The organism is Lysinibacillus cavernae (genome assembly GCF_009724685.1).
Taxonomy (GTDB): domain Bacteria; phylum Bacillota; class Bacilli; order Bacillales_A; family Planococcaceae; genus Lysinibacillus; species Lysinibacillus cavernae.
The window spans coordinates 1-12,870 of sequence record NZ_WMEF01000003.1 but is presented as its reverse complement, the minus strand read 5'-3'; the positions used below and the strand labels follow the sequence as shown (position 1 = coordinate 12,870).

At 39.0% G+C, this 12,870-nt stretch carries 13 protein-coding genes; 11 read left to right on the top strand and 2 right to left on the bottom strand.

All coding sequences use genetic code 11. The features are described 5' to 3' along the window. The first annotated feature begins 45 nt into the window (after nt 1-45). The 11 genes from argH to GJU32_RS07680 all read left to right on the top strand — a co-directional run bounded on the left by argH (nt 46) and on the right by GJU32_RS07680 (nt 9,896). Nucleotides 46-1,425 carry an argininosuccinate lyase gene (gene argH / locus GJU32_RS07735; RefSeq protein ID WP_155591384.1) on the top strand — a complete coding sequence of 460 codons (1,380 nt, stop codon included), beginning with the start codon at nt 46-48 and terminating at the stop codon, nt 1,423-1,425. A 201-nt stretch (nt 1,426-1,626) separates the two neighbouring features. Continuing rightward, a complete protein-coding gene (locus GJU32_RS07730) occupies nt 1,627-2,004 on the top strand; it encodes a carboxymuconolactone decarboxylase family protein (RefSeq protein ID WP_155591383.1) in 378 nt (125 codons plus the stop codon). 426 nt (nt 2,005-2,430) lie between these two features. Then, the gene (locus GJU32_RS07725) at nt 2,431-2,808 is read left to right on the top strand and encodes a GntR family transcriptional regulator (protein ID WP_155591382.1); all 378 of its coding nucleotides are present in this window, start codon (nt 2,431-2,433) and stop codon (nt 2,806-2,808) included. A gap of 7 nt (nt 2,809-2,815) precedes the next feature. Further along, a complete protein-coding gene (locus GJU32_RS07720) occupies nt 2,816-3,895 on the top strand; it encodes a DUF1648 domain-containing protein (RefSeq protein WP_155591381.1) in 1,080 nt (359 codons plus the stop codon). A 13-nt stretch (nt 3,896-3,908) separates the two neighbouring features. Continuing rightward, a complete protein-coding gene (locus GJU32_RS07715; RefSeq protein ID WP_155591380.1) occupies nt 3,909-5,192 on the top strand; it encodes an alpha/beta hydrolase in 1,284 nt (427 codons plus the stop codon). Nucleotides 5,193-5,203: 11 nt separating this feature from the next. Next, nucleotides 5,204-5,518, top strand: a complete 315-nt coding sequence (locus GJU32_RS07710) for a DUF3784 domain-containing protein (protein ID WP_155591379.1) — start codon at nt 5,204-5,206, stop codon at nt 5,516-5,518. Nucleotides 5,519-5,648: 130 nt separating this feature from the next. Continuing rightward, complete coding sequence (locus GJU32_RS07705) at nt 5,649-7,631, top strand: AraC family transcriptional regulator (protein WP_196426635.1); 1,983 nt, start codon at nt 5,649-5,651, stop codon at nt 7,629-7,631. A gap of 217 nt (nt 7,632-7,848) precedes the next feature. Beyond that, entirely contained in the window at nt 7,849-8,001 is a 153-nt protein-coding gene (locus tag GJU32_RS07700; RefSeq protein ID WP_082389415.1) for a YpzG family protein, read from the top strand. Between the two features lie 134 nt (nt 8,002-8,135). Next, nucleotides 8,136-8,672 (top strand): hypothetical protein, encoded by a 537-nt coding sequence (locus GJU32_RS07695; RefSeq protein ID WP_155591378.1) that lies wholly within the window; start codon nt 8,136-8,138, stop codon nt 8,670-8,672. Between the two features lie 22 nt (nt 8,673-8,694). Beyond that, on the top strand, nt 8,695-9,033 hold the full coding sequence (locus tag GJU32_RS07690) for a cupin (RefSeq protein ID WP_155591377.1): 339 nt from the start codon (nt 8,695-8,697) through the stop codon (nt 9,031-9,033). Between the two features lie 434 nt (nt 9,034-9,467). Next, nucleotides 9,468-9,896: an NUDIX hydrolase gene (locus GJU32_RS07680; RefSeq protein WP_155591376.1), complete on the top strand. Its 429-nt coding sequence runs from the start codon at nt 9,468-9,470 to the stop codon at nt 9,894-9,896. Nucleotides 9,897-9,954: 58 nt separating this feature from the next. Here GJU32_RS07680 and GJU32_RS07675 read toward each other — a convergent pair whose 3' ends face one another. Then, nucleotides 9,955-11,115: an aminotransferase class I/II-fold pyridoxal phosphate-dependent enzyme gene (locus tag GJU32_RS07675; RefSeq protein WP_155591375.1), complete on the bottom strand. Its 1,161-nt coding sequence runs from the start codon at nt 11,113-11,115 to the stop codon at nt 9,955-9,957. A 3-nt stretch (nt 11,116-11,118) separates the two neighbouring features. After that, the gene (locus GJU32_RS07670; RefSeq protein WP_155591374.1) at nt 11,119-12,234 is read right to left on the bottom strand and encodes a methionine biosynthesis PLP-dependent protein; all 1,116 of its coding nucleotides are present in this window, start codon (nt 12,232-12,234) and stop codon (nt 11,119-11,121) included. Nucleotides 12,235-12,870 lie beyond the last annotated feature (636 nt).

Genomic DNA, 12,870 nt, shown 5'->3' with positions numbered 1-12,870 from the left:
TACACTACACCTTTCGATAAGTAATGAAGGAAAAGGTGAGCTGACATGACAAAACTTTGGGGTGGACGTTTCCAAAAATCAGCAGAGGCATGGGTAGATGAGTTCGGCGCATCCATTGGCTTTGACCAGCAACTTGTGCTAGAGGACCTTGAAGGTAGTGTTGCACATGTCACAATGCTTGGTGCAACAGGCATTTTACCAGCGGCTGACGTAGAGACCATACTAAATGGTCTTGCCCAATTAAAGGAAAAGGCATTGGCAGGAGAGCTTGAATTTACTATTGCCAATGAAGATATACACTTAAATTTAGAAAAGATGTTAATTGATTTAATTGGTCCTGTTGGTGGCAAACTACATACAGGTCGTAGCCGTAATGACCAAGTAGCGACTGATATGCATCTCTTCTTGAAAAAGCGTGTGCAGGAAGCAATTGATTTAGTCGTAACGTTCCAGCAAACATTAGTAGAGAAAGCACAGGAGCATATTGAAACAATTGCTCCAGGTTACACACATTTACAACGCGCACAACCAATATCCTTTGCCCATCATTTAATGGCGTATTTTTGGATGTTAGAGCGCGATAAACAACGCTTTACAGAATCCATGAAACGTATTGATATTTTGCCATTAGGGGCAGGGGCAATGGCGGGGACGACCTTCCCAATCGACCGCTTAAAATCAGCGCAATTGCTTGGTTTTAGCGAGGTTTATGCAAACTCGATGGATGCTGTGAGTGACCGTGATTTTATTGTTGAATTTTTAAGCAATTCATCATTACTCATGGCGCATCTATCACGCTTTGCTGAGGAAATTATTATTTGGTCAACAGATGAATTCAAATTTATCGAACTAGATGATGCTTTCTCAACGGGTTCTTCCATTATGCCACAAAAGAAAAATCCTGATATGGCAGAGTTAATTCGAGGTAAAACAGGGCGTGTTTATGGTAACTTAATGGGCTTGTTAACTGTATTAAAGGGCACACCATTAACGTACAACAAAGATATGCAGGAGGACAAAGAAGGCATGTTCGACACGGTGCATACTATTCTTGGTTCACTTAAAATCTTTGAAGGCATGATTCGTACGATGACCGTTAATACGGAGCGTTTGCATCAGGCTGTCCATTCTGACTTCTCGAATGCAACAGAGCTGGCAGATTACCTTGCTACAAAAGGTATGCCATTCCGAGAGGCACATGAGGTAACAGGAAAACTCGTCTTTACATGTATTCAAAAGGGGATTTATTTATTAGATTTACCAATTGAAGATATGAAGCAAGAAAGCGAGCTAATTGAGGCGGATATTTATGATGTGTTAGCGCCAGAAGCGGCCGTTCGTCGCCGTCATTCCTTAGGTGGTACTGGCTTTGAACAAGTAAAAATCCAAATTGAGAAAGCTAAAGCCTGTCTTGTAGAAAGTTAATTATTGCGTGCATGTCCTTGTGACTTTTGCATAGATATTCATTAAAGCTGTCCTGTGAGGCACTATGAAAACCTTATCCTTTTTTGACTGAGCCAGAGGGTGACGCGAAAAAGAGACCCTTACATATGTGAAGGACAATCCCCCATTCTGGAGACGCAGAATTGGGGTTTTTGTAATAAAAACGTGGGAGGGATTAAGTGAATGAACGAACGTTTTACAAAGGGGCTCGAAACGATTCAACAATATGTCACAGAGGAAGAAGCAGCAAGGATGATTGAATCCGAAGCGTTAGCAGATGTGGCACCAGATTTACGCAAAATGATCATTGAATTTGCATATGGTGATGTCTATGCACGACCTGGACTAGATGCAAAAAGCCGTGCACTTGTAGTGATGACAGCAGTGGTCACGCAAGGTGCCGCACCACAAACCAAAACGCATATCCAACGAGGTTTATATGCGGGCTTAACACAGACAGAAATTGTAGAGGCACTTTTACAATTAGTCCCCTACATCGGTTTCCCACGAGTGCAAAATGCGTTAACGATTGCTCAGCAAGTTTTTACAGAAAAAATTTGAACCACGAATAAAACAATGAGAAATGGTTCATAATAATTGAGGAACCACTTATTAATCTAATATGATGGGGAGGATGCAGAATGAGTACAAGTCAAACACCCAAAGACCAGGAATCTCAGGAAAGTCCGCCACAACTGTTTAAGGTTGAAGCTTCTTAAATCTTAAGCATAAAGGTGAGGCAGAAATAATCTGTTTTGCTGTAGTTTAAGATGAAGTGAAACCACGCCAGTTAAAAATCAAATAGAGGCAATAAGTGTCCATGGATCCAGAATTACTCTGGGTCCTTTTTTGATTTAGTGATTTGTAATTAATACGTGAAGAGCCTGTTCGAAAAAAATACCTTCATTTGACATTTAATTAAATCTGTATTACTCTATACATAACAGATTCTGTTTGGTTATTAACGAGACAGATTGGAGGGACGATATGCACATACGGCTAGATCCAAGTAATGAATTGCAGCTTTATAAACAATTAGCCAATCAATTAATTGAATTAATTGCAATAGGAAAGCTGAAAAATGGTGATACATTACCTTCTGTGCGTGCCATGGCTACGGATTTAGGTATCCATGTCAGTACGGTGAGTAAAAGCTATCATGAACTCGAAGAAAAGGGATTAATCGAATTAAAGCCGAAAGCGAAAGCGGTTATTATCGGCGGTCAAAAGCGAGAGCTGGAAGAAACAGAAGTAGAAAAAGTTGAAAATGCCTTAAAGCCTATTATGGCAGAAGCTTTTGCTCGTGGATTAGAAAAAGAGCAAATGACAAGTTTGTTCCAGCGAATTTTAAAACAATGGAAGTAGGGGGAGTATGCTTATCATAGTAGGCATTTTTATCATTGTCGGGATTTTGGAAACCATGACACCACATTTAACAAGAAAAACGAATGTTTTTGGTGTTTCTATACCAGAACCCTATGTTAAACATCCAATATTAAAACAGTGGAAAAAGCGCTATAGCCAAATAATAGCTGCCATTGCAAGTTTATGTTTACTAGCACAAATCGGCTTGTATTTTTCGCCAATGCAGGAGGAAGAGCTGCCTTTAATTTCCTTTATTCTTTTGTATGTCATGCTCCTTTTATCATCTGGTCTGTATATGTATTATCATGTCAAAACAAAAAAAGTAAAAGTACAGGAGCAGTGGGAAACGCAAATAAAGACGGTGTATGTTACAGATTTATCTGTACGTCAAAAAGATGAGACATTACCCCCAATATTTTTTAGCTTACCCATCATCATGACACTAGCATTGATTGCTTTTACGTATATGAACTATGATACGATTCCAGATGTTTTTGCGACTCATTGGAATGCTGCGGGGGAGGCAGACGGTTGGACTGAAAAATCTGGGCTCTCTATCATCAGTATGCCGCTCATATTATTGGCGATACAAATTAGCTTTTTCACCATGAGCCGAGGGATGAAAAGTGCCAAAATACAATTGAGCGCACAAGCCAAGGAAGCGTCGATTCATCGAGAACTGGCTCAGCGTAAATATGGTAGCTGGTATTTAGCAGCGATTAATTTTAGTATGACGATTCTATTTGTTGTTTTACACTACACGACCGTTATTTTACATGACCAAACGGCACCATACTTTTTCCCGTTTTTTATAGTTTTTAATATCGTTACGTTAGGGGGATTATTAGCATTAATTTGGAAGCTAAGTAAAATTAACGAACGCTTTGATGAGGTACATACAAATGAAACAGCTGTCGCAGATGATCGATATTGGAAATGGGGCATTTTTTATTGTAATAAAAACGATCCTTCCTTATTAGTGCAGAAGAAATATGGGATTGGTTGGACCGTCAATTTGGCGAACAAATGGAGTTACATCATAATCGTCATTACATTATTGCCAATTTTATTGGTAATCTTCATATAGAGAGGGAGATTGTATGAAAAAATTGTTATTGTTATGTTGTACGCTTTTACTTTTAGGTGCCTGTGGTCAAAAGGAGGCGACTGCTGAAAATAAAGTGACGAAGGGGGACAGTACGATGAGTGAACAGTTTTTTGGAAAATGGGAAGGAAATATTGAAACACCTAATGGCGCACTGCCGATTATCGTTGATTTACAAAAGGATAGCGGCACATTATCAGTTCCAGCACAAGGCTTATCCAATTTTCCATTTAAAAGTGTGAGCTATACAGGTGATCATGTAAAGGTGTCCATTAATTTAAACGGCTCTGCTATTGAAATAGCTGGTGCATTGAAAAATGAACAAATAGAGGCTACATTCCAACAAAACGGTGGGAAATATCCACTCATTTTAAAGTCTTATAAAGAGCAGCCTATTACCTATGACACACTAAAGATTCCTGGTCAACAGGGTGACTTAACAGTAGCACTGCAAAAGGCTAGCACATCTCCATCGCCAGTTGCACTTATAATTGCGGGCTCTGGGCCAACGGATAAGGATGGCAATTCAGCTTTAGCTGGTAAAAATAACAGCTTAAAAATGCTTGCAGAAGGATTAGCGCAAGAGGGCATTGCCACAGTTCGCTATGATAAGCGAGGACTTGGTGATAATCAAGCGCTCTTAACGAAGGAAGAGGATGGCACGTTTGATCAATACGTTGATGATGCAGTGCAAATACTGCAAACATTGATGGCTGATGAAGCATACTCAAGCGTACATGTCATTGGACATAGCGAAGGTTCACTAATTGGTTTGTTAGCAGCTCAAAAAACAGGGGTTGATTCCTTTATCTCCATCGCAGGGGCCGGGAGACCGTTGGATGAGGTGTTATTGGAACAATTAAAAGGGCAGTTAGCGCCAAAGCTTTTCAACGAATCAACTGACATTTTGACATCTTTAAAACAAGGTGAGCAAGTGAAAAATATTTCGCCGGAGCTGCAAGCCCTCTTCCGTCCATCCGTGCAACCTTTCCTGATTTCATTGCTAAAATATAATCCAGCAGAGGAGCTCGCGAAAGTAAAAAGTCGTGTATTACTAGTACAAGGAACAACCGATTTACAAGTGAAGGAAGCCGATGCAGAGGCATTAAAGAAAAGTAAACACGAGGCAAAGCTGCTTTATATGGAGGGCATGAATCATGTATTGAAAAAAGCTCCAGCAGATCGTGCTGGGAACTTAGCAACCTATGCAGACCCTTCCTTGCCACTGCATGAAGAATTGCTACCCGCGATTCAGCAATTTATTAACAATGGAAAGTAGGATTGTTAACTTTGGGCGTTTTTGTATATTTAATCATTATGATTCCATTTCTCATCTTTGCCATCGTTTTATCGCAAGGTAAAGGAGCCTTTTTACTGGCAGGTTTTAATACGATGTCACAAGAAGAAAAAGAACAATATGATGAGAAAGCACTTGCAAAATATATGGGGAAAATGATGTATGGCTACTGCTTCTGTATACTACTGTGGGTTCTAAATGAACTATTTCATACACAATGGTTATTTAGTATCGGGCTTGTTCTCTTTGTAGCACAAACGATTTTTTTAATGATCTATGTGAACACAGGTAATCGTTTTAAAAAATAATAGATACTAAAATGGGCTTGATCATAACAATGACAAGTCCATTTTTGATTTTTTTATGAGAATCATTATCAATTAGTGGAGTTTCTGTTAAACTAGATACATGAAAATGGTTCGAAGGAGTGCTTAGCTCATGAAATTAAGCGATCATATACTTTTGTGGAATCACGCATACATCAAAATAATGGATGTACGTTTTACGACGATGGAGGAGGAAGAAGAATTTGGCCCTTATCGATTACCGACTAGTGCCTTTCTTTATACTAAAAGAGGAAGTGCCCAAATATGGGTGGATAAAAACAGGCATATGGTACAACCGTTTCATGTTCTGCATGTAGGGAAAGGGGTGTATATAGAGATTGTAGCGGAAAAAGAGTTTGAATATTATATGATTTTCTATAAAGCAATACTTTCGTTACCTAATCGACAAGAGATTGTAGCTTTGCTGGAAAACAATAATCCTTTTCAATATCAATATGCTTTTGCGCCATATAATCCGCTTGCTTTACTTGATAAGGCTGAGCAGATGCATAGGACTTGGCTACAATCCTTTGACAAAGATCTGAAAAATTTACATATTAAATCACTATTTTATCAATATGTCTTTGAATTATTAAGACAAATGCATGCACAGGGGATTCACCCAGTAAAACAAGATATAGTAGCGGAGGCGGTTCGCTATATAGAGGAACATTCTCATAAGCCTCTGACGCTTGATCAGTTAGCACAAGAGTTAGGCTGTAGCATAGGTTATTTATCGAAGCTATTTAAAGAAAAAATGCAAACTAGCCCCATTCATTATTTGGGAGAAATACGTGTAAATAAAGCAGCTAATTTACTAGTGCAAACAGATGCTACGTTGCAGGAAATTGCTGAGCATGTCGGCTATCCCGACGGTCATTCGTTGAGCCGCAGCTTTAAACGACATAAGGGTGTATCTCCAGCTCAGTTTAAAGTCGAATGGAGACAAAAACAACAAGTTGAAGATGAAGAATTGCCACTTTGGAAAAGAAGATATGCTATTCTCCCAAAACAATTCGAGTGGTATATTGATGATGAAATTGAAAATCATTATCAACGAAAGGGAGCAAGCGAAATGTCGAAGTACAAAAATATGAAAGTAAAGGCAATGACGTTGTTTATGTGTCTATCACTGCTGCTAGCGGCATGCTCAAATACAACGAATACGAACGGAGCCTCACCATCAACGACGAAACAAGTGGAAACACAAGCGAATAGTGGACAAGAAGCTTCACAGGAAGGGCAGACAAGAATTGTTTCTACCCCAAGAGGAGATGTAGAAATTCCAGCACAACCACAACGCGTGGCAGCCGACCAATATATGGGACAACTCTTAAAGCTAGGCATTATTCCAGTTGGTGTCCGCGAAGGGATGTTGACAGAAGGCTGGATTAAAAAATCAGGGATTCCTCAAGAAACGATAGATAAAATTGAAAATTTAGGTAACTTCCCAATGAATCCTGAAAAACTTATTATGTTAGAGCCAGATTTAATCATTGGATCGATTGAAAAAAATATTGAGCAATATGAAAAAATCGGTACGACTGTTTTTATTCCTTATTGGGAAGAGCTTTCGACAGCAGGACCATTAGAAAAATTCAGAAAAATTGCTGAAGTATTTGGGAAAGAGCAAGAAGCAGAGCAATGGATAGAAGAATATGAACAGAAGGTAGAAGATGCTCGAAAACAAATAGATGGCATCATTAAGGAAGGCGAAACAGTGTCAGTCGTACAATTAAGCCCTACAGGTTTGTATGTGTTAGCTGCTGAAGGAGGGAATTATGGTAGTAATACCATCTATCAGATGTTGAAATTACCTCCTACAGAACAAGCGTTGAATATGAAAGAAGGCTTTGAAAATATCTCATTAGAGGTGCTACCAGAGTATTTAGGCGATCATGTATTTGTCTATGTGAATTCGCAAGAAGATGCAGAAGAGATTTTGAACAGCCCAATTTGGCAAGGAGCCCCTGCTGTTAAAAAGGGTAATGTTTATATGTATGGTGAGTTCGATGATGAATTCGTGATGGAAGATCCGTACTCTTTGGATCTTCAGCTTGAGAAAATTGTCAAAGTTTTATTGGAGAAACAATAGAGAGCATTCAATACTTAAACTGACTAGCTGAGTGCAGGGCTGTTTTGCACTGGTCATTTTGATATGGATAAAGATGGTTTGCCCATTGGAGTAGAATACTATGTACAATATGCAAATGAATAATGTTCATGAATGATCGTTTGTATAAATTTATCCTAGCTGGTCATAATAACAAAGATTTCACTTATGAAATCTATAATGAGGAGGAGGATGAAAAATGAGTAGGTTTGAACAATTAGACCCAAAATCTCAAAAAATCCACCGCAACTGGTCAAGGATTAAGCGAGCAAAATCGCAAGTAAATGGTGAAACGGAGATTACTCTCCATAACCGTCTCTTGCGAAGTGAAGCAAAGGCCCGTCAGTTTTAATCATGTTAGAAAAGTAAGTGTCATCAAGCCCAGAAAAAATTCTGGGTTTTTCTTTTTGGGTAAAAATAGAAAAAGCGATGTATAATACTGTATAAGGATGCTATTTTATTTAATAGAAAAAGGAGAGGAACGCTATGACCATTCCTATTCCACTATATTTGCAGCCATTTGCAGCAAATGTACAGCAGCTAGATGAGGTCGAGTCGCAAATACAGCTTCGTTCAAGCACAGGGAATGTAAAGTTTGACATTTGGTATTTTGGCAATTTGTTACCCATCAACGGAGAAACACTGCCATTCATTACTGGTTCAACTACTAAAATCGTCGCAAAGGACCCTTTAACAACGGAAGAAATCTTACTTTTTGATGGGACCATACATGGCTATGATGCACTCTTTTGTGATGAATATACGCAAGAGCAACGAGTCAACCGCCCACTTCAGAAATATAACATGCCCTCAACAGAGGTTGTCTTATCATTTTTTTATAATATTGATTATGACGAAGAAGTGGACGACTATGAGGTTGATGAACAAGGAAATGTACAGCTTATAAATGGAGAAACTGCAGACTGGGAAACGATTAAAAGAAATGGCTATGATGCATTTGCTTTTTATTTCAAAAATAAAGATGCAACACTATTAGCGTTTGCACAGGAAGAACTAGCCTAGTATGAAAGGATCGTAGAGTTAGATGCAAATAGTTCATTTTACACAAGATTTAGCGAATCCAATTCATCAATACCAGTCCGTCAATGCGTTTTATAGAAAAATCACGAAAATGGAAGTGCCGACAACTATCGGTTTCATCTATATTGAGCCAGGTGGAGTGGTTGGTATGCATGACGCACCTGTTCCACAGCTATTTATCGTTATACATGGGGAAGGTTGGGTTTGTGGTGAAGATGTAGAAAAAGTTAGTATAAAAACAGGAGAAGGCGTTCTGTGGCAACAAGGACAAGCGCATGAATCTGGCAGTACAACAGGATTAACAGCACTTGTTATCCAAGCTGAGCATATAGATTTGACATAGACAAATGTGTAATGGTTGTTTTAAAGCGCCGTTAATTTTTATGAAATGTGTGTAGGAGGGAAGGTTCTCCATAACCATCTCTTACAAAATGAGGAAATGTCTCTTCCGTTTTAAGTGAGTGTATTAAAAAATATTCTCGTTTTTTTATTTTGGTGATGCTTACCTCAATAGATGAATGCTTATTTTTTCCCTTGTTCAGAGAGTGTATAAACGTTCACTGAATCCAAGATAAAGACTTTGGCAACACACCGTTACACTTTTTATTTTGCTTAACAAGTTTACTATTATTAATAGATGCTTATTCTAGCAATTTCTTGTACAAAAGTAATGTCATTTTCTTGCAACTGTCGTATAATAAGTGTCAACACTTTTCACCTGGTATTCCATTTTTTATCTTTATTGTAAATTCGATTAGTTGAAGGGGGACCACTTTCATGCAAGTAGTTGAAAAAGCATTTGGCTATATTACAAGAAAGCATAAGGAACAACTACAAGTACTCGTTTTTGAACAAAATACAGTAGGGGCAGGTATTCAAGTTCCCAAAGGTACAGTAGAGGAAGGAGAAACACCTTTAGAGGCAGTGAAGCGTGAAATGCTGGAGGAGACTGGTCTAACAACGCTTAGCGTAATGGGGTTAATAGCACAAGACTATTTTAATCATCCATCAGGTGTTTTACAGAAACGCTATTTTTATCATTTAACATCAACTGAAACACGGGATGCATGGCAGCATCATCCAACTGGTTTGAACGAAGAAGATTTACTATTTTCTTTTTATTGGATTTCAGCTGAGCAAGATGCACTGTTAGCGAAGGGGCATGGTGATTATTTATACCGTGTGTTAGCAAAGGTGGAAAATTGAGCGTACAATGGGAAAACCGCGTCATAATATAGGCGCGGTTTTCCCATTGTATATTCGATTAAGCCTTCGCAGCAATCTCTAATGCTTGTGCGAAATCAGCAATTAAATCTTCCACATGTTCTAGCCCCACTGAAAAACGTAACAGTCCATCTGTGATTCCTCGTTTTGCACGTTCCTCAGGCTCCATTGCAGCATGACTCATCTTTGCTGGATAGGAAAGAATCGATTCCACACCTCCAAGAGAGACTGCGAAAACAGGAATGGTCATCGCTTCGACTAATGCTTTTGCGGCTGCATAGCTTGGTAGACGGAAGGATAATACGGCCCCAGCACTTGTACTTTGATTCTGATGGATGTCGTAACCAGGGTGTGAGGCAAGTCCAGGGTAATAGACTTGCTCCACAAGTGGATTACTAGCTAAAAATTCTGCAATTTTTTGAGCAGATTCAGCAGAACGGCTAAAGCGTACATCCGTCGTTTTGATATTCTGTAATAGTGTGAAAGAATCCTGCACACCTAAAATATTACCGAAGGAGTTTTGGATAAAGTATAGATCTTGTCCTAGCTTGTCATCAGCTGTTACTGTTAAGCCTGCAATAATATCAGAATGACCAGATAAAAATTTCGTTGCACTATGGAGGACTACATCAACACCAAGTTCTAATGGGCGTTGGTGTAACGGCGTCATAAATGTATTATCTAAGAATGTGTGGCACTGGTGTTGTTTTGCAAGAGCCACCACCCCTCGAATATCTGTAATACCTAATGTTGGGTTCGATGGTGTTTCCATATAAAGTAATTTCGTAGCTGGTGTGATAGCTGCTTCCACTGCAGCTAAATCTGTGAAATCTACAAACGTATGAGAAATGCCAAAGCGTGGTAACACCTTTGTCACAAAACGATAAGTGCCACCATAAACATCCTCGGTCATGACAATATGGTCACCCTGTGATAACAGCATCAAAGCTGCTGACACGGCGGCAATTCCAGATGAAAATGCATGAGCACGAACACCATCTTCAAGCTCTGCTACAGCCTTTTCTAAAGCATCTCGTGTAGGGTTGCCTGATCGAGCATAATCATATTCTCCAAACTCATCGATACTTTCTTGATGGAAAGTGGAGGAAAGATACATAGGGACATTGACAGCCCCTTTTTTATTTACATAGCCATCACGAACACCTGCATGAATAAGGCTAGTTTCAATTCGTTGCTTCATAAGTTATGCCTCTTTTCTCAGGATATCGAATACTTGTCGTAAGTCGGCAATTAAATCTTCCGCTTCCTCAATACCAACAGAAAAACGAAGTAAGCGATCACAAACCCCACGTTCTACACGCTCTTCATAAGGCATATCTGCATGCGTTTGTGTAGCAGGATACGTAATAAAGCTTTCGACACCCCCAAGACTTTCAGCAAAAGTAATTAACTTTAAGTTACGAAGGAATGGGTCAATCCACTCAGGCTTTTGCAAGCGGAATGACAGCATGCCACCTTTTCCTGTATAAAGTACATCCGTCACTAATGCCTCTTCTTCTAAATAAGAAGCAATGGCTTTCGCATTTGCATCATGTTGTTTCAAACGAAGATGCATTGTTTTTAAACCACGAATAAGCAGCCATGAATCCATTGCCCCTAGCACCATACCACTACCATTATGAATAAAGCCAATGCGTTCAGCTAATTCCGCACCTTTTGCCACGACTAGACCAGCTAAAACATCATTATGACCACCGATGTATTTCGTAGCAGAATGAAGCACAATATCTGCTCCTAATTCGATTGGGCGTTGGAAGTAAGGTGTGTAGAATGTATTATCTACAATTAACAATGCGCCATGTTTATGTGCTAGCTCAGCATACACTTGTAAATCAAACTCCTGCATAAGCGGATTTGTAGGTGTTTCAATGAATAATGCACGTGTATTTTCATTAATTAATGCTTCTACCTGCTCAACAGATTCAAATTTCGAATAGACAGGCTTGATATTATAGGTCTCTTGGAAGAAGTTAAATAGTCGATATGTACCTCCATATAAATCATCTGGCACTACTAATTCATCGCCGGGTTTAAATATGGATAAGACCAATTGAATAGCAGCCATACCAGAGCTACAGGCAAATCCCATATCGCCACCCTCTAAATCAGCAATCCCTTCTTCTAAAAGAGCACGTGTTGGATTTTTTGTACGTGAATAATCAAAGCCAGTAGATTCACCAATTCCAGTATGTTTATAAGCAGTTGATAAATGAATCGGAGGACTAACAGCACCTGTTGTCGGGTCACTTAAATTTCCTAGTTGCACAAGCTTAGTTTCAATACTTCTGTTTAATGTCATGACGTCACTCTTTTCTCCAATATTATTAAAAGCGACAAAAATCGCTTTCAATTTAATAGTATTCTCAATAATTGTTACCAATTTAACATGGATACTAAAGAAGAACAAGGTGATTTCTGAAAATTAGCTAGATTATTTATAGTTAATCACCTAGGAATAGTAGGAGATTAATTAGAAATAAAGCAGTTAGTTTATGAGAAATAATCCCCGGAAGTTTCGAATGGAGCGATTTATTAGCAAGGTTGAGCGTTTTAGAGCTTGAAAAGAAGTAGCTGATAGAACTGGCAAAGTGGTGGATAGAACATGGAAAGTAAAGGATACGTATTAAGTAGTTGGATAGAATGTGGAAAGTAGCGGATAGAACGAGCAAAGTGGTGGATAGAGTATGGAAAGTAGCGGATAGAACGCATAAAGTGGTGGATAGAACATGAAAAGTAAAGGATACGTGTTAAGTAGTTGGATAGAATGTGGAAAGTAGCGGATAGAACGAGCAAAGTGGTGGATAGAGTATGGAAAGTAGCGGATAGAACGCATAAAGTGGTGGATAGAACATGAAAAGTAAAGGATACGTGTTAAGTAGTTGGATAGAATGTGGAAAGTAGCGGATAGAACGAGCAAAGTGGTGGATAGAGTATG